Origin of the sequence: Labilibaculum sp. DW002 (assembly GCF_029029525.1) — a bacterium.
Taxonomy (GTDB): Bacteria; Bacteroidota; Bacteroidia; order Bacteroidales; family Marinifilaceae; genus Paralabilibaculum; species Paralabilibaculum antarcticum.
In genome coordinates this window covers 160,301-180,436 of the sequence record NZ_JAKJSC010000005.1, presented here as the reverse complement: position 1 = coordinate 180,436, position 20,136 = coordinate 160,301, and the positions used below count along the sequence as shown (strand labels likewise).

General features: G+C 33.3%; 21 protein-coding genes. 6 read left to right on the top strand and 15 right to left on the bottom strand.

The window, feature by feature from the left end:
• Nucleotides 1-6: 6 nt before the first annotated feature.
• The gene (locus L3049_RS17140; RefSeq protein WP_275111047.1) at nt 7-237 is read right to left on the bottom strand and encodes a putative signal transducing protein; all 231 of its coding nucleotides are present in this window, start codon (nt 235-237) and stop codon (nt 7-9) included.
• Between the two features lie 281 nt (nt 238-518).
• Between L3049_RS17140 and L3049_RS17135 the strand changes: the two genes are divergently transcribed.
• From L3049_RS17135 to L3049_RS17110, 6 genes are all read left to right on the top strand, one after another.
• Nucleotides 519-1,139: a CatA-like O-acetyltransferase gene (locus L3049_RS17135; protein ID WP_275111046.1), complete on the top strand. Its 621-nt coding sequence runs from the start codon at nt 519-521 to the stop codon at nt 1,137-1,139.
• Between the two features lie 207 nt (nt 1,140-1,346).
• On the top strand, nt 1,347-1,721 hold the full coding sequence (locus tag L3049_RS17130) for a response regulator (RefSeq protein WP_275111045.1): 375 nt from the start codon (nt 1,347-1,349) through the stop codon (nt 1,719-1,721).
• Nucleotides 1,722-1,924: 203 nt separating this feature from the next.
• Nucleotides 1,925-2,836, top strand: a complete 912-nt coding sequence (locus L3049_RS17125) for an alpha/beta fold hydrolase (RefSeq protein ID WP_275111044.1) — start codon at nt 1,925-1,927, stop codon at nt 2,834-2,836.
• A 62-nt stretch (nt 2,837-2,898) separates the two neighbouring features.
• A complete protein-coding gene (locus L3049_RS17120) occupies nt 2,899-3,354 on the top strand; it encodes a methionine-R-sulfoxide reductase (protein WP_275111043.1) in 456 nt (151 codons plus the stop codon).
• Nucleotides 3,355-3,668: 314 nt separating this feature from the next.
• On the top strand, nt 3,669-4,280 hold the full coding sequence (locus tag L3049_RS17115) for a MarC family protein (protein ID WP_275111042.1): 612 nt from the start codon (nt 3,669-3,671) through the stop codon (nt 4,278-4,280).
• A gap of 93 nt (nt 4,281-4,373) precedes the next feature.
• Nucleotides 4,374-5,114 carry a sulfite exporter TauE/SafE family protein gene (locus L3049_RS17110; protein ID WP_275111041.1) on the top strand — a complete coding sequence of 247 codons (741 nt, stop codon included), beginning with the start codon at nt 4,374-4,376 and terminating at the stop codon, nt 5,112-5,114.
• Between the two features lie 63 nt (nt 5,115-5,177).
• On the opposite strand, the gene nfo is transcribed toward L3049_RS17110, so the two are convergent.
• The 14 genes from nfo to L3049_RS17040 all read right to left on the bottom strand — a co-directional run bounded on the left by nfo (nt 5,178) and on the right by L3049_RS17040 (nt 20,112).
• Complete coding sequence (nfo, locus tag L3049_RS17105; RefSeq protein ID WP_275111040.1) at nt 5,178-6,023, bottom strand: deoxyribonuclease IV; 846 nt, start codon at nt 6,021-6,023, stop codon at nt 5,178-5,180.
• A 94-nt stretch (nt 6,024-6,117) separates the two neighbouring features.
• Complete coding sequence (locus L3049_RS17100; RefSeq protein ID WP_275111039.1) at nt 6,118-8,604, bottom strand: TonB-dependent receptor; 2,487 nt, start codon at nt 8,602-8,604, stop codon at nt 6,118-6,120.
• A gap of 182 nt (nt 8,605-8,786) precedes the next feature.
• A complete protein-coding gene (locus L3049_RS17095) occupies nt 8,787-9,638 on the bottom strand; it encodes a patatin-like phospholipase family protein (RefSeq protein WP_275111038.1) in 852 nt (283 codons plus the stop codon).
• A 57-nt stretch (nt 9,639-9,695) separates the two neighbouring features.
• Nucleotides 9,696-10,430 (bottom strand): lysophospholipid acyltransferase family protein, encoded by a 735-nt coding sequence (locus L3049_RS17090; RefSeq protein ID WP_275111037.1) that lies wholly within the window; start codon nt 10,428-10,430, stop codon nt 9,696-9,698.
• A 147-nt stretch (nt 10,431-10,577) separates the two neighbouring features.
• Nucleotides 10,578-11,273: an SIMPL domain-containing protein gene (locus tag L3049_RS17085; protein WP_275111036.1), complete on the bottom strand. Its 696-nt coding sequence runs from the start codon at nt 11,271-11,273 to the stop codon at nt 10,578-10,580.
• Nucleotides 11,274-11,593: 320 nt separating this feature from the next.
• Nucleotides 11,594-12,082 carry a hypothetical protein gene (locus L3049_RS17080; RefSeq protein WP_275111035.1) on the bottom strand — a complete coding sequence of 163 codons (489 nt, stop codon included), beginning with the start codon at nt 12,080-12,082 and terminating at the stop codon, nt 11,594-11,596.
• Nucleotides 12,083-12,985, bottom strand: a complete 903-nt coding sequence (locus L3049_RS17075) for a tetratricopeptide repeat protein (RefSeq protein WP_275111034.1) — start codon at nt 12,983-12,985, stop codon at nt 12,083-12,085.
• A gap of 23 nt (nt 12,986-13,008) precedes the next feature.
• Nucleotides 13,009-13,557, bottom strand: coding sequence for a transposase (locus tag L3049_RS17070; RefSeq protein WP_275111033.1), 549 nt, complete (start codon nt 13,555-13,557; stop codon nt 13,009-13,011).
• A 196-nt stretch (nt 13,558-13,753) separates the two neighbouring features.
• Complete coding sequence (locus L3049_RS17065) at nt 13,754-14,608, bottom strand: M48 family metallopeptidase (RefSeq protein ID WP_275111032.1); 855 nt, start codon at nt 14,606-14,608, stop codon at nt 13,754-13,756.
• Nucleotides 14,609-14,925: 317 nt separating this feature from the next.
• Nucleotides 14,926-15,984 carry a site-2 protease family protein gene (locus L3049_RS17060; RefSeq protein WP_275111031.1) on the bottom strand — a complete coding sequence of 353 codons (1,059 nt, stop codon included), beginning with the start codon at nt 15,982-15,984 and terminating at the stop codon, nt 14,926-14,928.
• Nucleotides 15,985-16,503: 519 nt separating this feature from the next.
• Nucleotides 16,504-17,349, bottom strand: coding sequence for a DUF4349 domain-containing protein (locus L3049_RS17055; RefSeq protein ID WP_275111030.1), 846 nt, complete (start codon nt 17,347-17,349; stop codon nt 16,504-16,506).
• A gap of 194 nt (nt 17,350-17,543) precedes the next feature.
• Nucleotides 17,544-18,611, bottom strand: a complete 1,068-nt coding sequence (locus L3049_RS17050; RefSeq protein WP_275111029.1) for a tetratricopeptide repeat protein — start codon at nt 18,609-18,611, stop codon at nt 17,544-17,546.
• A 149-nt stretch (nt 18,612-18,760) separates the two neighbouring features.
• Entirely contained in the window at nt 18,761-19,510 is a 750-nt protein-coding gene (locus tag L3049_RS17045) for a hypothetical protein (protein WP_275111028.1), read from the bottom strand.
• A 314-nt stretch (nt 19,511-19,824) separates the two neighbouring features.
• Nucleotides 19,825-20,112 (bottom strand): hypothetical protein, encoded by a 288-nt coding sequence (locus L3049_RS17040; RefSeq protein ID WP_275111027.1) that lies wholly within the window; start codon nt 20,110-20,112, stop codon nt 19,825-19,827.
• Between the last annotated feature and the right edge of the window lie 24 nt (nt 20,113-20,136).

Sequence of the window (20,136 nt, the reverse complement as noted above, 5' to 3'; positions counted from 1 at the left end):
AATTATTTATTCTTCTTTTTGAAGATTCTCTATGCATTTTTGTGCTTTTTCCTCATCAGGAATTTCGACAAATAATTCTACAGAATCTGGCACTCCACCAATACCAACAATTGTTCCTGATCTAAAGTCATCCCTAAACATTGAAGATATTCCAATTTCTTCTAATCTCTCTTGATAATATTTTACATCTACAAGTGATCCTGTAAATACGCAAATAATGTTAGTATCGTCAGTCATAGTTCAGTTATTTTAAAGATTTATGTTCTGTAAACCGAAGATATAGAAAACTTTTTACATTACTACTTTAGATCAATTAAAAAGTAACATATGATTAATTAGACTTAAGCAGTAACGAACTTTTGAAAAATTTAATCTCACCACAAATTGAGTCCTTTATTCTTGCTACAAAATAAATTAGTATTTTGAAGAAGATTAAGAACTCTATATCATCTTACTTTTAAGACTGTTTATTAAGGCTAGGACAAAAAATAAACCATTGAATTAAAACATTTTTTTTAATGAAAGAAATTAACATCAACGAATGGGCAAGAAAGGAACAATATCATTTCTTCAAGGACTTTATGGATCCAATTATGGGTGCAACATCAAACATTGAATGCACACAGTTGTTTCTTAGCTCTAAAGAAAAAAATGAGTCATTTTTTATTCACTACATGCACAAAGCTTTAATGGCTATAAATAAGATATCTGAATTTAAACTGCGCATAGTCAATGATAAAGTTGTACAATACCCTGTTATTAATGGTACAACAACTGTTTTTAAGGAGAACAAAACATTTGCATTTTGCTACTTTCAGTATCATGAAAACTTTAAGGACTTTTATCAAGAAACAGAAAAGGCACTGCTAATCGCAAAAAACTCTAAACAATTGGAAGACAAACCCATCATGGATCTCATTCATGTTTCGGTAATTCCATGGAGAAGCTTTACTTGTATAAAACATCCTAGAACCGAAGGAAATACCGATTCCATTCCTAAAATTGTGTTCGGTAAAGTATTTAAAAATGCAAATAATTATTACATGCCGGTTAGTGTAGAAGCACACCACGCTCTTGTTGATGGTTATCATGTTTGTGATTTCTTTAATCAATTTGAAAAATTAATGACTAAACCTTGATTATTGATAAATTACCAAACATCATTTCGAATCTTTTTCAATGGGTAAGGAATAACTCTAATTTTTATTAATCTCACTTTATTATCTACTAAAATTTATAATTCACACATTCGTCCCTGTCTAGAGAATATTTTTTCTGATTAAATGAAAAATCATTTCGCTAGTTCAAAAAGAAAATATACATTTGATAGAATAAAGCGTACCGATATGAATAACACACAAAACAAACTAATTCTCGTTGTTGAAGACGAAGAATTCAACAGAATCTATTTTGAAGAATTACTAAATCAGATTCACTGTGATGTAATAGTTGCAAATAACGGACTTGAAGCCATCGAAATTTGTCAAAACAATGACGCCATTGATTTAATTTTAATGGATATAAAAATGCCATTAATGGATGGCTACGAAGCAACGAAAGAAATTAAAAAAATACGCCCGAATCTTCCAATTATTGCCCAAACAGCTTTTGCTTTACTTGGAGACAAAAATAAGTCATTGGAAAATGGTTGCGATGATTATATCTCAAAACCTGTAAAAAAGGACGTACTGATTAATTTGATCAGAAAATATCTACCTTAAACATTAGGGTTTCTTTTACAACTCGCCATTCCACTGGCGATATTTTCACAATAAGAAAAGTGTCAGATTTATAAATAAATACAAATTTGATTTATAAAATTGATTTAAATTCTCTTATTTTAAGAATTGATAACATTTCCCCCCTTGTATTTCAGACAAAAAAGTATTTTATTGCATTCTAATGTAATAAAATAGGATGGATTATGGGGAGAAGGATTAAAAAAGGGGTATTTATTACAAGTTTTACACTGTTTTGTATTGTAGGAATTCTTGTATTGTCATTTCAAATATTTAAAGCTCAATTTGACGCTAAAAAAGTGCTAAGAGAGATGCACTCAAAAAATGTATTTCCTACAAGTACAATGATACCTTACTACGAAGATGAAATTCATGCTACTTATGTAGGTGATCTCTCCAAGCCAAAAGTAGTATTGATTCATGGTTCGCCAGGATATTGGTACGATTTCAAAAATATTTTCACAGATCAAAATTTATTGGATAATTATTGCATAATTTCCTATGACAGACCAGGATACGGAAAAACTAGTGTTTCTGTAAAAAAGCGACTTTCAGATCAGGCGAAAATCGCTGAGGCTGTTATGAATCATTTTGCAAAAGATGAAGAAAAGTTTACGGTTTTGGGGCATTCCTATGGCGGAGCTGTTCTAGAACAAACCATTCTTGATTATCAAGATAAAATAAGTCATGCAATTTATATAGCGCCTTGTCTTTCTCCTGAATTTCAAAAAGCCAAATGGTACAATTTATTGGTTTCAGGAGGTTTGCCGAACAAAATCATGCCACATGAATTACGTATTAGTAATTTGGAAATGCTGGCCTTGGAAGAAGATTTAGGTAAAAATGAAAAGAGATTAAAGGAAATACATATACCCACAACATACATACAAGGAAAAAAAGACATTTTGGTACCTTATCAAACACAAGAGTATTATCTGAAACATCATAAAAACGTGAACTACAGTCTACTTGAAGATCAAGATCACTTTATTCCTTGGTCGAACCCTGATCTTATTATTAAGGCAATTCAAGAAAAGCCATTCATTGGCTCAGTTGAACAAAAAGGTAAAGAATTACAAAAAGTATTGGCTAAGTAAAGCTTTGCACTATTCACTTTTTCAACTATCTTTAGAATCATTCAAAATAAGGAGATCGTATTATGAAGAATTATATCATATTAATAGGACTGATCCTTTTCATTAGTAATAATCTTGTAGCACAAAAAGCGATGACCAAAGATAAATACAACAAACTTACCGCAGACGAAAAGAGGGTTATTATTGATAAAGGGACAGAATATCCGGGAACGGGAAAGCATTTAAAAAATAAAGCCGTAGGCATTTATACCTGTAAACAATGCGATGCAGAATTGTACCGGTCGGACAGTAAGTTTGATTCGCAATGTGGTTGGCCAAGTTTCGACGATGAAATTGAAGGAGCCGTTAAACACATTCCCGATGCTGATGGAAGACGAACAGAAATTGTTTGCTCTAATTGTGATGGACATCTTGGACATGTTTTTAAAGGAGAAGGATTTACCAAGAAAAACACCAGGCATTGTGTGAATAGCATATCCTTGAATTTCAAGCATACGGATGATCCAGAAAAGAAATAGAAATATAATATAGGCCTTACTCCAAGTAAGGCTTTTTTTATGAAATTTAGTTACCAAATAGGCTCTTTCGATTTAATGAAAAATAAAATCAATTAATACTAACATTCTAAAAAATAAATCTATCTTCGCAGTCGCTTAAAAATTAAACACAAAAGAGTATTTTGTGTTTAATTTTTAACAATCGTAAAATATGTCTTATTTATTCTTCTTTATCTTTTGTAAAAAAAGTGGAGTGAATAACAGATTGAACAAACTAAAACAGTAAGTTTATTATCTGATTAAGCTAGCTATTAATAACCCTAAAATAGATTGTTATGAATTTAAGTTTTATCGAAATTGTATCGGCCTCTATGGTGCTCTTCGCAGTAATTGATATTATTGGATCGATTCCTATTATCTTAGATTTACAGAAAAAAGGTGGTAAAATTGAAGCATTCAAAGCTTCAATTGTTGCATTAAGTGTATTAATTGCCTTTACTTTTTTAGGAGAAAAACTTCTTGGCTTATTTGGAGTAGATATTTCGAGTTTTGCTATTGCCGGTTCGTTTATTCTATTCATTATGGGTGTTGAAATGGCTTTAGGTATTGAAATTATTAAATACGATGGTCCAAGTGGAGTTTCCATCGTTCCAATCGCTTTCCCTTTGGTTGCAGGAGCAGGTTCATTCACCACTGTTCTAGCATTACGTGCTGAATATGCAATGGAAAATATCATAATAGCTATTGTTCTCAATTTAGCTCTTGTATATCTGGTACTTCGTTCTACAAATCTAGTTGAACGTTTCCTTGGAGAAGGTGGGATTCATATTTTGCGTAAAGTATTTGGAATTATTCTTTTAGCAATATCCGTAAAGCTATTCATGACAAATGTGGCGATCCAAATACACACCTTATTTCCTTTCTTAAAAGAAGCTCTACAACATTAAAACTGAAATGTTTTAAACTTATTTAACGCACAAACAATTAGTACTTGTACTACCTTTGTCCTAATCTACTCTCATTTTTAATTGAGCTTAGTTATGCACGATATTACACTAATTCAAATTATTCTTTGTGCTTTAGTTATTCTTTCTGCTGCTTTTATTAAAGGAATGACGGGGTTTGGATTTGCATTACTTGCTGTACCCTTTCTTTCATTACTTTTCCCTATGCAGGTTCTTGTCCCTGCTATGAGCCTGTTCAATTTAATAACAAGCTTGGTTATTTTGTTTAAGCTACAGGAGAAAATAAAAGCTTATTACTTTATTCCAATGTTTATTGCGAGTTTAGGGGGAATTCCTTTAGGCATTTATGCACTAAAATATATTAACAGTGAAACATTGCGTTTACTAACAGGTATTTTAGTGGTGCTTTTTTCGATTCAAATGCTGGGCAAAGTAAAATTAGCAAAACATTTCCTTTCACTTCCAATTGTATTTGCAGGCTTTGTTAGCGGAGCACTAACCAGTGCTATATCGGTGGGAGGTCCACCTTTGGTTATTGCCATGAATAGAAAAGGATATCAAAAGGATCGCTTCCGAGGTATATTTGCTTGGTTTAGTACTTTTTCTTCTTTTTTTACGACAGCAGCATTTTTAATGAAAGGAATGATAGAGATGGAATCGATTAACCTGGCACTATTCTGCATTCCTATTTTGTTTTTTGGTTCTCATTTAGGCTCCAAGTTTTCTGGAAAAATTGAACCGGAAAAGTTCCGTAAGATTGTAATTGGTATTAACATTGTTACGGGTTCGATAATTGTTATTTCTGCAGTCTTATAATAAAGAATCCATTATTTAGTAAACCAATTAAGCTTGTTGGGTATCGCATCTATTAAAAACCAATCACTTCTTTTCTAAGCTGTAAAGTAATTTAATTTCATCAGCCCAATGATCAGCGTTTGGTGTTTCAAGAACCATTGGAATATTATTGAAACGAGCATCGTTCATTAAATATTCGAAAGCCGAAAGACCAATAAACCCTTGTCCAATTAATTCGTGACGATCAACTTTTGTAGCCAGTTCTTTCTTTGAATCATTTAAATGCATTCCCTTTAAGTATTCAAAGCCAATAATACGCTCAAAATCTGCAAAAACATTTTCAAAACCAATTTTTGTAGATATATCATAACCAGCAGTGAATACGTGGCAAGTATCAATACAAACAGCAACTCTCGATTGATCTTCAACACGATCGATGATGGCTGCAATTTGCTCGAATGAAAAGCCTAAATTACTTCCTTGCCCTGCCGTATTTTCAATAACAGCACTAACGCCATTGGTTTTATCCAAAGCCCAATTAATCGAATCGGAAATGGTATGCAAACATTCGTCAATGGAGACCTTTTTTAAATGACTTCCTGGATGAAAGTTTAAACGATCCAAGCCCAACTTTTCGCAACGTTGCATCTCATCCAAAAATGCATTTCTAGATTTCTCTAGAGATAACTTATCGGGATGACCTAAGTTAATGAGGTAACTATCGTGAGCTAATATCTGAGATGCTTCGTAGCCATATTTATCACAATTCTCTTTAAATAGATCTGCACTCTCGTCCGTCAAAGGCTTAGCAGTCCATTGCCTTTGATTTTTAGTGAAAAGAGCAAAAGCTTTCGCCCCAATTTTAGCTGCATTCTCGGGTGCATTTTCTACTCCTCCAGCTGCACTCACATGTGCTCCAATATATTTCATTCTTAGCTTCTTTATTTTGAATCGATAAAGTACAAATATCAAAAAAACTCACGAAATTAATTCCGTGAGTTCTCCTTTATATTTTTAATGGTTTCTACATTTCAAATTCTTCCACATCAACTCCACTGCCATTTCCTTTTCCTCTTTTCACTTTATAATTATTGATTTTAAAGCTAAGTTTTAAACTAAACACTGGCGATTTGCGATTGAACTGACTAAAATTGTAGAAGTTCTCACCTTCATACAAAGTCTCATGTTTTGCAGTTCCAAATATATCGCGAACCTGAAAAGTTGCAGATAATTTTCGCTTAAGAAAATCTCTTTTTAAAGCTGCAGATGTTGTAAAAAAGCCTTCTCGTTTTCCTTGTGCCCAATTTGTATCGGAATTATAGTTGGCTGTAAATTGAAATCTAGTTGCCTTATCAATAATGAATGTTGAGTTGTTTCTCAAACTCCAATTGTAACTTGAGGTAGAAAAATCCTGATAGATATCTTCATCAGCTGAATTGGTTATGATATAATCACCCTCTTCTTGGTAGTGATAGAAATTTCCAATTAAATCGTTTTTAAACCATTTCGCAAATGATAAATTTAATGTGGTCTCAATACCCAAAGAATAATCATTACCAACATTCACAAAGGTATTTTTCATGACATTAGACTGATCTCCAGATGTAACATTACTTTGATCATTCCAGGGATATCTAATACTTTCAATTTTATCATGCGTCACCTTATAATAGGCCTCAATAGAAACCGACTGATCTCCAAATCGTTTCATGTATCCCAACTCGTATGAGTCAATGTACTCAGGATCCAAATTTGGGTTACCTTGTCGAACATTGTATGCATCACTCCAAGTTACAAAAGGCTCTAAGTAATATCCTCTAGGACGTCTTATTCTTCTTGTATAACTTGCCATTACCTGATTATCCGAGCCTAAATCCATTTGTGTATGAATCGTTGGGAAGAAATCCCATCTTTCAATGGTAAACTTCTCTAATTCTCCTTTAAAATCAATTTCGCGATTGGTATATTCAGATCTGAAACCAAGCTGGTAACCAAACTTGCCAATTTTTGAAGCATAAGTTGTATACAATCCATGTACCTGACGATCGTATGTTACATCATGACTATACAATGGTTGATAATCGTAAGCTTTGATAGCTGTATTGTAGTGCTCTTGTTTGGTATCTGCTTCACTTGAACGAACCTGTCCTTGGTATCCAAACTCAAATTTTGAATCCTTACCCAAAGGCAAAGTATAGTCTGAACGGATTTCCCAACGACTTCCTGGCCCTTCTTCTGTTGCAATTTTTCCACTAACAATGTCGTTCCCAACTTTTAACTCATTAGTTGATTGCTCATCACCACTCCCTCGGCGTGAATAACTCACCTGAGTAGCCAATTGATGTCCTTTCCCTTCAAATTTCTTAGTATATGATAAGTTTGAATTGATAAAGGTCATCTCCTTACTCCACAAGTTTTTGCTATCATACAATGCTTTATCGGAGCTATTACTATCAAATTCCTGATAGTCGAGAATAGAACCTCTTTCCATTTCTCTGGTTCCATATCTAAAACCAAAAGACACTTGATTTTTCTTATTGATATCAAAATCGAAACCTGTTCTAATTCCATAACCAGAGCGTTTCATTTTAGATTCACCATCCGATATTACAGTATTGGTAAGACCTTCGTAAGTAGTTCTATTTTCAGTATGACTAGTTCCTTCAAACTGTCGATTGCTATAATCCAATCCAAAATTCCAGTTCCATTTCTTCTTTCTATAGTTTATTAAGAAATCACTATTGTAGTTCTCTTGACTTCCCAAACTAAGGTTAACAACACCATTTAAACCTTTTTCTGTATTCTTTTTTGTAATGATATTGATAATACCTGCAGTTCCTTCTGGATCGTATTTTGCTGAAGGGTTGGTGATAATTTCGATGTTCTCAATCACACTAGCAGGCATTTGCTCTAAGATATCGGAGGCATCTAATATGGAAGGTTTACCATCTACCAAAACGGTAAAATTCGAATTCCCTCTCAAACTAACATTCCCTTCAATATCAACACTAACCGATGGCACATTCTCCAAAACATCCACAGCAGTACCACTTGCAGCTGTAATTTGACGACTTACCGGAATCACTTTTTTATCAATTTGATATTGTACCGGTAACCTTTCTGATGTCACCACCACCTCATTTAATGATTCAGTAGATTGTCGAAGGTTAACAATTTTCAGATTTGCTATTTTTTGTTTTTTGTTGATGGGAATATTTCGAACCATTGCTTTATTATAGCCAATGAATGAAACTTCAACAAAGTATTTTCCTGGTTTTAACTTTTGGAGTTCAAATTCACCTTTCCCATTGGTAATTGTTCCGTCAATCAATGTCGAATCAGTCATCGTGTAAACTGATACAGTTGCATATTCCACAGGAATATCCATTGCATTATCCATAACAATACCCTTTATTACTCCTCCTTTAATTTCAGAGTTCCCAACAGGTACAGTTGCTTTTGCTGATGTAAATAAAACACAAAAGCTTATCAAAAGAATTAATCGATTCATTTAGTAGATTATAAAGTTTTTAAAATTGCCCTAACAAACTTACAACTCAGAATCCAAATACATCAATAAATTTACCATTTTAGATTTTCATTAACATTTGGCCGATAAATAAGTCTCTTTTCAGGATTTTAGTTCACTTTATAGACGCGTGAAAGGTAAAAAGGTTTAATCGGAAATTAATTTTATTTGCAATTCCACTTCTCGATGGCTATTCTACCCGTTTCTCGCCCTAATTCATAATCCTTAACTAATAAATCATAGTCTTGGGTAAATCGTTTGGTTTGGAAACTTTCTGGAGGACAAACATCAAATATTTGTAGATTTTTTGGCGGGTTTTGAATCAATTCAATAGCTGAATTGTATATTTCGGGGCGTTTTTGCAAAGCACTTACCAGTCCAGGATATTTGCGAAAAAGAAATTTCCCTAATCTGGCCTCTAATCCTTTTTTCATTCGAAAAGAATCTGGACGCGAACGAATCACCATTATTTTTGTAGCACCTTTTTCTATTGCTCTTTGAATTGGAATTGGTGCAGACACTCCACCATCCGAAACAATTTCATTCTCTATTTTTAGGAATTTTCGATAAAAAAGAGGAACCGTGCAGCTTGCTTTCATTACATGACTAAGACTATCTGCATCGGGTTTTATAAATTGTGAGCGACCGTCAGAATTCATGGTTACACCAATTTCAAAATCAGGATTCTCGGCAAACAAGATATCAGTACTTATTGGCAAATCTCGCGTGGTGATGTCCCAAGACCAATCCAAATCCATTAAATGACCACCATTCAGAAATTTTTTCCAACTAATGTATTCTGGACGCAAAGAATAATCCGTAAACACTTTAAAGTTTCGACCTTTCTGTTTTGCCAAATAAGCTGCTGCATTAATCGCACCTGCAGAAACACCTAGAACCGTTTCAAAAGGATTAAAATCAGCTTCCATAAATTGATCTAACACTCCAGCGGCAAAAATTCCACGCATTGCACCACCTTCTACTACTAGTGCTGTTTTTTCTTGCTGCTCATTCATTTCTGATCAATTTAATAAAAGCTCTCTCTCGACAAAAGAAGCTTTAAATACTATCTATTACTGATTCAATTCTTTTCGAATCAAACTTTCCACTTTTTCAGTTATTTCAATTGCTGAATTGTTTCCAGGTTCAATTGGATCCAAAACTTTGTAACGTACTTTTGCTCCTAAACACAAAGGAAACATGCCATTTTTCTCTATTTGATAATTTCCATCTATTACAAAAGGAACAATTAGCGAATTTGGAGCAGCTTTAAGCAAAGCCTCAATGCCACCAGCTTTAAACTTTTTCATTTGGCCGGTTTTGCTGCGAGTTCCTTCTGGAAAAATGCAAGCTGCATAATTATTCTTTGCAATTAAATCTCCCAATTTAGAAATTTCAGGTATTGCTTGTGCTCTATTTTTACGATCGATTAAAGCAGCTCCCGAATGACGAAGATTATAAGAAACACTAGGAATATTTTTGGCTAGCTCTTTTTTAGAAATAAACTTTGCGTGATGTTTTCTAAACAACCAAACAATTGGAGGAATGTCATAAACTCCCTGGTGATTTGAAACGATTATTAAAGGACGATCGGTTGGGAGATTACATTTTGGTAAAGAAGTGATTCTTACGCCTAAAAATACGACAACACGCATCAAAAAAAAGTTTAGAACGTCAACAGAATTCTTATGTGCTTGGTATCCGAAAAGCTTATGACTAATGACTTGTATTGGATGAAAAATAACCAATAAAAGTAAAAATAGGATATAGAATATAACGCTTAAAGGATATGATAATATCTTGATCATTTAATTTCTTGATTTGGTAATTCTCCACAAAAGAACAAAAAAAATATTTGGTGAGAAAAACAGAACCTGAAATTTTAGCCTTTAAACTACTCGTAAGATAGATTACAACAATAAAAAAGCCTCATTTTCATGAGGCTTACAATTCCATTAATTTATTGCAAAACGAAGCAAAACTGAGTATTCTAATTTAATTTTTTGAAAATCGAGATTCGGCACATCCATTTTTGCCATGCTACTCATTCCTCTAATTCGAACGGCAGTATTTGCATATTCATTTTTGTAATGCGACGAGCTTTCATTTATATAGATTGCTTTTCCTACTGTCTGTCCTATTGCCTCACATAAATCTGTAGCTTTTTCTTTTCCAGCTTTCATTGCATTAATCTTAACTTCTCTTCTATATTTTTCAATATCAGAATGATCTACTCGTAGTATATTAATATTCGATATTTTAATTTTCTCAAGCTCTACAAATACCTTAGCAAGTGTTTTAGAATCATGAACGAGCAATTCAAAATCTTTCGATTTCATTACATTGGTTCTTTTCATGAAGTGAAACTTTAAATTACTTCCAAAATCAGATACAGAAAGCTGTTTCTCAAGGTTTATACCAGCCTTTTTCAATGCTGAGAACATTTGCTTCTCCAACACTTCAACACTCTCTTTATTTTTGGTGTCTTTTTCGTCTATATGAATATTTAAATAGATTTCGTTAGGAACAATCTCCATTTCAGCAACCCCTTTTACTTCAATATAATTCTGATCGATAAAGTTCTTCTGTCCTTGAGCCATAGCTGTACAACTCAAAAAAACGGTCAATAAAACAATTACATTTCTTTTCATATGATTATAATTTGATTTTTAGTTGCCATATGGAACTTACCATGCTGAGATAACCATCTCCCTGTGTGTCAAAATCGCTTTGGCATGGACGTTTCATATGATTTCAATTTTGTGCGTGCTTGTTAATTAAATACGAAACTGATTTAAACAAATATCGTGCTAAACAGTATTCATTGCAAATAAAAGATGCCCCTTATCAAAAGGGTTGCGTCGAATCAACAAAAAAGGTTGAACCAATACATGATTCAACCTTTGTCTATTTTATTTCTACTAGCTTATATTAATTTTAAGCTTAAGAGATTTTCTTTTTAAAAACTTGCTTATTTCTTTACTTCAATACTTAAACGGTATCGGCTTTTTGGCGCATAATTAAACAAGACTTCGCCGCCCTCAGTGCAAGCTGAGTACAATTCTTCATCAACTCTGTATCTCGTATTTTCAACGATAATGCTATAAGAATCGAAGCCCTTCATTTCTTGCCCTACATATAAAGTTCCGCTTCCAGCTTCATAATCTCTCTTCGCCTCTTTCCTCTGAACTATTTTCGTTTCAACCTGCTTCTCCTTGTAACTAATATCTGAAATGTATTTCCAATTCATCTTGTAGCCTATGAATAGCGATAAACAAGCAAATACTGATACCATGATCAACAAGATCTCAGTATCGACTCCAAGCCAGCCAAAGTTGGCAACATAGGCTCCACCAACAAAAACATTTCCAAATAGAAAAAGCATAGAAGGAAGAAGATAACCCATTCTGCATTGGTATCTTAATTCTTTAATATCAATTTGTGTTAATGCTTTTTTCATTTAGCTGTTTATTTCTGCCAGTACTTTCTCAGCATTTTTATTCTTAGGATTTAATTCTAATGATTTTTGATAAGCCTTTATTGCATTTGCTTTATCGCCTAACTTCAAAAGGCATTCGCCGTAACTATCAAAAGCATTATAACCTTTTGGATACAATTCTGTATTCAATTTAAAAACCTTCAAAGCCTCTTTTTCTTTTCCTTGTGCCCACAATTCATAGGCAAAACTATTAACTCCTCTTTCGGAGATATCGTATTTTGATAAGTCGGGATCTTCGCTTTTTATGAACTGAATTAATTCATCTGTCGTTTTTCCTTCCTTCACCAATTCGTTTAGCTTTTTGCGATTCATCTGCTTTAGCTTTTCTTTTTGTTGAGCCAAAGTACCTACACCATATTCTATTCGCTCTGCATCAGTAATAAGCGTTGTATCCATATCGCGCATCTCCCAAGGCTCATCATTCATTCTCCAATATTGCGTACCATAAATCTGCGGCTTTTGCCTACTCAAAAGGTTTCTATCAATTGCAGCGGCCAATAACCATTTGTTAGCCGTTGAATCCAACTCAATCGATTTCTTCATTAATTTCACAGCCATTCCGTAAGCAATGGAATCTCCTCCATGCTGAAAAAGCATAGCGGCATGATGATAATCCTGTGAGGTAAGCACCTTATTCGAATCTAATAATTCAGAAACTCTTGCCTTTCTTATGCTATCTCGCTTTCCTACAACATTCCAATCTATCTTATCTGTTCTACGATCTCCCTGATCGGCTTTATAGATCTCAATTAGTTCTTGGTTATCGGCAATTTTCTCTTGAGTTTTTTCATTTTTAGAATTGCACGATATCAATCCGCAAATTATAGCTAATAATACAATAGATCTCATGGGCTTACTTCTCATTATGAACTGTGTTAGTATGGTTGTTAACCAATATTATAAAATTTGTCATTCGACCATTTTACCGGATTTTCAGAAATGTAATTCCTTATTCGTTGAAATGATTCGTCATTTCGAATGATATGATCGTGAAATCGTGCTTGCCAAGCAAAATCGGCGTCTATTCTACGGGCATTAACAGTCACCCCTGATTTAAAACCACGCATTATTGCTGCCAGATTTTTTGATTGGGGTGCAAATTTGTTGTTTGTAGAGACACAATGCATTGCGTCTTTACGCTGCACATTGTATTGATTTTCGCCAATTACGATAATAGCATGAAAATGATTAGGCATCACCGCATATTCATCCATTTGCAAACACATATCAGGTCGCATTTCAAATGTTTTTAACCATTCCTCTTCTACGATTTTTCCAATTTCAGATAAATGCATTTCCCCATCTACAACATCGCCAAAATAGCATTCCCGATTTTGCGTACAAATGGTCACAAAGTACATGGCATTCGATCCATAATCCCAGTTTTGCAAACGGGCTGATGGTATTCTATATTTGTTCTGAAATTTTTCTGCCATTCCTTTGTTTAGATATTACATCACGTTTTATTGGTAGAGACGCAATGCATTGCGTCTTTACGTTGTGCATAAGGTTATACGTCGTATTGTACAGTTCTGTATTGCATATTTAGCCTATTAATAATCACATCCAATTGTTATTTTTTTTTAAGCAATGTAAATGTATCGTAACTATAAATCCCAATTTGCAAGGCTATTAATTGGGCATATATGACGAATGATCAGATTTAATTTCCTGCACCTTTACTGATTCTACCACAGCTTGTTTTTTAATGACTGGAGTAAGCTGATCGAACCTCATCAATCTTTTTGTCAGTTTAGGGTGTGTGGATACCTTTTCGGCGAACCAAGACCAAAATCCGATCTCCGTTTGCTCTTGCTTTATAAACTCATCAACATTTACTTTCTGCCATATTTTTTTACCTGCAGCCAAAAGCAAAATACCTGGCTGGGCTCCTTTAGGCGTTAGTGAGAATCCGATACTATCGCAAGTATATTCACACGCTCTTGAATAGGCTCCATTTAAGAAAGGAACAATAATGGAAGGAAAAAAGATCAATGATTTAATCATGTGCTTTCTCTTAACATGTCCCAACTCATGCCCAATAATAAATGCTAGCGAATCGTAATTATTTTCGTAGGCTTCCTCTACTATATCCGAGTACAATACAATGTAATTACTACCCATAAACCTTGCAGCAAAAGCATTTAGCAAACCTCCATTCTGAAGGATGTAAACATCAGGAACATTTTGCATACCCAGTGTTCTGCATTGTTCTTCTACGATCTTATTAAGATCCGAAAACTGCTTATCTGTTACCTTAATAGAGTTTCCTTTCAAATAACCGATCAACAATCCCATCCTAAAGAAAAGGACAAGTAATATAATCGGAATATAAACCAACAAGGGAACAAATGACATGAAATTATCATTCGAAAAAAGTAATTTAATGATATAGTAGAAAAGCACATAACCTGCTAATCCAAATATTACTTTTAATGCAAAATAAAAGTTTTCTTTCGGTTCAATTTTGTATTCTAAATTATCCATTGTATTGATTAATTGTGTGTTTGTAGTTTATGTGACGGAATTGCCTATTGCTGTCCTACTAAGTCCCCATAATTTTTGACCAATTATATATTGTCATTTCCTGATTATAGTTACTATTGGCTATTGATTTTGGTAATTGATCGTATAGGTTGTTCTTCTAGTTTACCAATCCACACGTTACAATTGTGCAGAAGCGAGAACCACATCACGATATTTTGTAGAGACGCAATGCATTGCGTCTTTACGTTGTGCATTACCTTCTGCATTGTATTCATTTTTATATGTTTATTTATCTTTTATTGTGTATTGTTAATTTTCTAAAACGCTATTAATCCCATTAAATAATAAACTACTAATACTATAAACGGCAATAGAAATGCAGTAATCCATAAGAATATGAAAGCTATTTTCCCACCAATCCCGATATCCTTTAATGGATCCTTTTGTAGAATATTATTAAGAGCATTAATTACATTTTTTTCATTAGCTGTTACAACATATCTTTTAGGTTCTATCATTTTGGCGATCATCTTCATGTTTATCGCAAGTTCATCTCGGAATAACCAGTACTCTTTTTTACTTAGATCATCATAGCCTTTGTTAATATCGAAGCCCTTTTTTACAAATAGCTTTCTCATTTTAGAATATTCCGATTGAACATTTATTTGAGTAAAAAGAAACACAGGAATTAATAAAAGCATAAAGGCTTCCATTTTTATCGCTATGATAATCAAACATGCAATTGACACCCATAAGAAGATGATGCTTATTTTTTCTTTTTTATGAAAAAACAAGTCTTTAAGTATTCGCCCTCCGTCTAATGGCATTATGGGAAGAAGGTTGAAGAGGTTTAAATAGATGAAAATATTTCCAATTCTCATGTACATCTCACTCTCAGAGGCATAACCATTTGCATAGATAAAAGAACCAATGATAATCCCAGGTAAAGGTCCTGCCATTGAAATCCATACTTTCTGTTTTTGACTAACCTCTTTTTTTGTTCCAGAGGCAGCAGCTCCAAGCAACGGAATAAAAAACATATTTAAGTCCTTGTAATTATAAGCCTTCATTGCTAATAAATGACCCAATTCATGAATAAGTAATATTCCAGTTAAAATAAAAATGTAATCTAATTCCCATTTAAAAATGAAGTAGAATGCAGCTATAAAAACAACAGCACTCATAAGTGATTTTTTATAAGATTGCTTTTGCTCATCTAGAATTGGCTTTTCTGGAAACTCTGACTCGTTGGCTATCGTAAAAAGTCCACCTTTTATTCTTTTTCGAATCTCAATTTCAGCTGCAGTAATTCCTTCACTTTCTATTTCATTAGATGATTTTTCAGAAATCTCTATGAGCTCTTCGTTAGATTTCATTTCCATTATTTTTGACCAATTATATATTGTCATTTCCTGATTATAGTTACTATTGGCTATTGATTTTGGTAATTGATCGTAAAGTTTGTTTTTCTAGTCTACAAATCCACACGTTACAATCGTGCAGAAGCGAGAACCACATCACGACATTTTGTAGAGACGCAATGCATTGCGTCTTTACGTTGTGCATTACCTTCTGCATTGTATTCATTTGAACATCGATTTTTTAACATAGGAAAGAAATGAGTATTTATTTCCACAATTTGGGCAAGTTCTATTTTTCATAGATTAATTATTGCTTTTGGTAAATCCCAATTTGTAAGATTACCTTGGATTATTCCAACCAGTTAGAAATTCCCCTAAAACTAAATCAAGAAATATGACAATCACAATTATCGACACAATAACTCCAATAATTTTTAATGCTTTTTTATTCATTTTTATATGTTTATTTATCTGTTAATGTTTTTTATAAATGACCTATAACGCCCATGATAATTTCACCTTTGTTGTGTTCAATTATTCCTTATTCTTTTTTCGATTTCTATATTTTTTCCAAGCGTAAACTATAATTCCTACAATTATCCAGAAAGGCCAAATTTTAATCACAAACACAATAAAATCCACAAATCCAAACCAACCTTTTGAAAGCGCATGCTTTAGTCGTTTTGTAAATTTATCACGTTTTTCGGGTTGGTATTTATAATCCTTAGGCTTTAATATTTCTAAATTGAGTGTGCTATAATCTACTAAATCACTTAAATATTTCAGCCTCCCTGTTGTACTTTCAATCTCCTCTTCAATTCCTCGAATCCTTTCTTCAATTTCAAGGATATCTTTAACTGATTTTGCCTGTTTCAATAGGTCATTGTACTTTTTTAAGTAATTCTTTTTGTTTTCAAGTCTAATTTCTAAATCAATGAATTGATCTGTGACATCTCTTGCATCAATTTCCTTATACTTTATTTCGCCACCGCCCGTCTCAATCTCACCAATCAGTTTTTCAAAGCTATTACTCGGAATTCTTATTTTCAGATTATAGGATATTTGCCAATCCGAATTGTTTAATCGTTCATTCGCATAATATCCACCATGCTTTACCACTAAAGAATCTATCTGTTTTTTAGTCTGTTCTAAATTATCAACCTCAATACCAATCCGTCCATCTTTTATGATTTTTTTCTTAATCACTTCTTTTGTCTCCCATGGAGGTAAAGGTGGTGGACTACTTAGTTCTTGTCTTGTGATCGGAATCATTTCTTCCATCATCAAATCATCTGCAATAAAATCAGCTTTATCCGACGGGCTCTGATGACACGATCCTAATAGTAATGCAATAAATAGAATAAAAATTGTATGTTTCATAATCAGTATTTTCTTATAAGATGCTTTTTCTTTGCTTATTCCATAAATCTCATCCGTATTAATTATGCAAATACAGTAAGTTGTATGAATTGTGGCAGTTTGCGTTATTCTTTTTCTTTCAAACATCTGCTAGGCACAAGTTTACTGCTTGCGAAGAACACGAGCTACAAGCTCGGGCTAACGGGGAAAAATGATTAATAACTAAATCTATTTGTTTTTCTATCATCCGGAAATGACATTGGATTATTATTAAACCACTCTATGAATTTACTATGAGTACTCGCATTATTTGACTTCCAAATCTGAAATTCATTCTCAGCACCTCCTTTTAAAGTCCAATACATATATGGCTCAAACATTTTGTTTTTAATCAAAAAGTCATGATAGTCAAATATAAGATTAGGATATCTTTCAGCATATTCAGCATTCCATTCTTCTAGAAATTGTTTTCTAATATTAATTAAATTATCTATCGTAAATTCAGGCTCGACTCCTTTATATCCTTGCTCCATGACAAGATTGTGTATCGTTTCGAAGGAGAATTTTATATCCTTTAAATCACCTAAAACGATATTGGTAGCCTTATGACTGAATTGTAATCCCCATTTATTATTTTTTATAGGAAAGCATGTTTTGTATGTATCGTATAGAAGTTTGCTTATCTGAGCGGACCTTTGCGAATTTGGCTCAAGGTTGAGAAAGATTTCCCCATAATAAACTCCCCATATCCGCTCATCCGTCTGAGCTAATACTTGACTTGCATAATAGTAATTAGATGAATGAGATGGGTCAGCCACGATCCCTTGCTCCCAAATATCTAATGCTTCAAACCATTTCTCCTGACTTGCCATAACTATGCCTTTTTCAAGATGTAATTTACCGGAATTGGGAAATTTCTTGATTCCTTTATCATACATTTTAATAGCCTTAGCTTTATTTCCTTTTAAATCATAGGAATTTCCAATCAACTGATAAACAAGATCAAAAACATCGGGGTGTTTTAATAATGGTTTAGCAATCTCTATACTTTTATCATATTCTTTTGTTAATTGATAGGCAAATGCAATTTCGTAGGGAATGGTAATAAAATCTGGATCAATTTGTTGAGCCCGTTCTAAAATCTTTATTGATTCATCTATTTTACCATTATCCATTAACTCAACTGCATGATTTTTCAAGTCAATCGCTTTCTCTCTTTCTGTCTGAGCTTTACAAATTGTACAAAGTCCAATAAGCAGAATTAGTAAGGTTATTTTTCTCATTTTATAAAAGTGTAATTCAGTTTAAATAATAGGTTTTGTTTCAATTTCCACTCAGCGGCCGTACCATCTTCTTGTGCTCCCAATAGCAATTAATTGCAAACGACTCATAACCCCCATGATTATTTAGCTTTTATTGGCATTTCGTTTTTTCATTCATCACATTCGCAATTTACATCTTCCAATTTCCACGTTTTTAGAATGTTTTCTTCGTTAATATTGTTTATATCAAAGTCAACTTGCAAAATTCTATTAAGTTCAAATTCAATTTCCCAAATTGCAATATCTCCTTCGTCAGCATCTTCATTGTTGCACAAAATAAAATATCTTTCTCCAAATGCCTTGTGAAATGAAATTGGATAATCTTCCATTTCCTGCATTTCAAATTTTAATGAATCATTTTTCAAGTCAAACACTGCAAAACCACTTAAGTCGGATTCGTAAATTGTGAAAAGAAGACTTTTGTTTGGATCGTAATAGTTTAAACCACCGATTATATTGAACACTTCCCCCTTGTCATCAACTATGATAGTCCTTCCGTCATAATCTCCGTGTTTTGTGAAAATTAAGTGGTTATCAATTTGTATTGGTGTTGAAATACCATAATGTCCACCAACTGGTTCAGATGTAAAGTTCAAACTATCAATTGAATCATTATTTCTAGATATTAATAGTCTTGATTTACAGTAAAATTCTTTTCCATCACTTTTGGCCTGTGTCAAAGTAATTTTTATGTCATTGAGAGTATAGGTTTTTTTTGAAACTTCTGATTTTTGCTTATTAGGCACAGTTTGAGCTGATATTTGTGCTTTTAACTGAACAGCTTTTGTTTCCTGCTTTTCTGTATTCGACTTACAAGAAATAATTAAGAAAGCAAAAATAATTGTCATTAGTATTTTCATTGTTGTCTCATTTTTTTCGTTTTTGTGTTAACAAATGTGTATATCGCATCCATGCACTTTACAACACCCTATTGGGTGGCAATATCGCACAAATTCGTTTTTCGCCCTTGAATCTACAAAACAATATGTGTCTAACAAAAGAATCATCCTGATTATTTAACAGGGCATTACCATTTAACTAAATAAAGACTATAGGGTCCTTTTTGTAGACAGCTTACTTTGGTGTTTGTCATGTTTTTTGAAAAATGTAAAGTAAATCGCAAGCAAGAAGCACAAAAATAGATAAGTGACTAAATAACAACACACTCGCCCCATCACTTTTCCAAAAGTGATACCCTTCCGGTACACACAATGCACCAAGTCGCCAGACTTGATACATTTCTTGTTCTAACAATGTACCAAGTTTCCAGGCGCGGAACATTTCCTGTTCTCACAATGTACCAAGTCTCCAGACACGATACATTTCCTATTCTCACAATGCACCAAGTCTCCAGACGTGATACATTTCTTGTTCTCACAATGTACCAAGTTTCCAGGCGCGGAACATTTCCTGTTCTAACAATGTACCAAGTCTCCAGACGCAATGCATTTCTTGTTCTCACAATGCACCAAGTCTCCAGACATAA

Coding starts and splice junctions, on each gene's coding strand:
- L3049_RS17140 (WP_275111047.1), bottom strand. CDS start 237: ATGACTGACGATACTAACATTATTTGCGTATTTACAGGATCACTTGTA.
- L3049_RS17135 (WP_275111046.1), top strand. CDS start 519: ATGAAAGAAATTAACATCAACGAATGGGCAAGAAAGGAACAATATCAT.
- L3049_RS17130 (WP_275111045.1), top strand. CDS start 1,347: ATGAATAACACACAAAACAAACTAATTCTCGTTGTTGAAGACGAAGAA.
- L3049_RS17125 (WP_275111044.1), top strand. CDS start 1,925: ATGGGGAGAAGGATTAAAAAAGGGGTATTTATTACAAGTTTTACACTG.
- L3049_RS17120 (WP_275111043.1), top strand. CDS start 2,899: ATGAAGAATTATATCATATTAATAGGACTGATCCTTTTCATTAGTAAT.
- L3049_RS17115 (WP_275111042.1), top strand. CDS start 3,669: ATGAATTTAAGTTTTATCGAAATTGTATCGGCCTCTATGGTGCTCTTC.
- L3049_RS17110 (WP_275111041.1), top strand. CDS start 4,374: ATGCACGATATTACACTAATTCAAATTATTCTTTGTGCTTTAGTTATT.
- nfo (WP_275111040.1), bottom strand. CDS start 6,023: ATGAAATATATTGGAGCACATGTGAGTGCAGCTGGAGGAGTAGAAAAT.
- L3049_RS17100 (WP_275111039.1), bottom strand. CDS start 8,604: ATGAATCGATTAATTCTTTTGATAAGCTTTTGTGTTTTATTTACATCA.
- L3049_RS17095 (WP_275111038.1), bottom strand. CDS start 9,638: ATGAATGAGCAGCAAGAAAAAACAGCACTAGTAGTAGAAGGTGGTGCA.
- L3049_RS17090 (WP_275111037.1), bottom strand. CDS start 10,430: ATGATCAAGATATTATCATATCCTTTAAGCGTTATATTCTATATCCTA.
- L3049_RS17085 (WP_275111036.1), bottom strand. CDS start 11,273: ATGAAAAGAAATGTAATTGTTTTATTGACCGTTTTTTTGAGTTGTACA.
- L3049_RS17080 (WP_275111035.1), bottom strand. CDS start 12,082: ATGAAAAAAGCATTAACACAAATTGATATTAAAGAATTAAGATACCAA.
- L3049_RS17075 (WP_275111034.1), bottom strand. CDS start 12,985: ATGAGAAGTAAGCCCATGAGATCTATTGTATTATTAGCTATAATTTGC.
- L3049_RS17070 (WP_275111033.1), bottom strand. CDS start 13,557: ATGGCAGAAAAATTTCAGAACAAATATAGAATACCATCAGCCCGTTTG.
- L3049_RS17065 (WP_275111032.1), bottom strand. CDS start 14,608: ATGGATAATTTAGAATACAAAATTGAACCGAAAGAAAACTTTTATTTT.
- L3049_RS17060 (WP_275111031.1), bottom strand. CDS start 15,984: ATGAAATCTAACGAAGAGCTCATAGAGATTTCTGAAAAATCATCTAAT.
- L3049_RS17055 (WP_275111030.1), bottom strand. CDS start 17,349: ATGAAACATACAATTTTTATTCTATTTATTGCATTACTATTAGGATCG.
- L3049_RS17050 (WP_275111029.1), bottom strand. CDS start 18,611: ATGAGAAAAATAACCTTACTAATTCTGCTTATTGGACTTTGTACAATT.
- L3049_RS17045 (WP_275111028.1), bottom strand. CDS start 19,510: ATGAAAATACTAATGACAATTATTTTTGCTTTCTTAATTATTTCTTGT.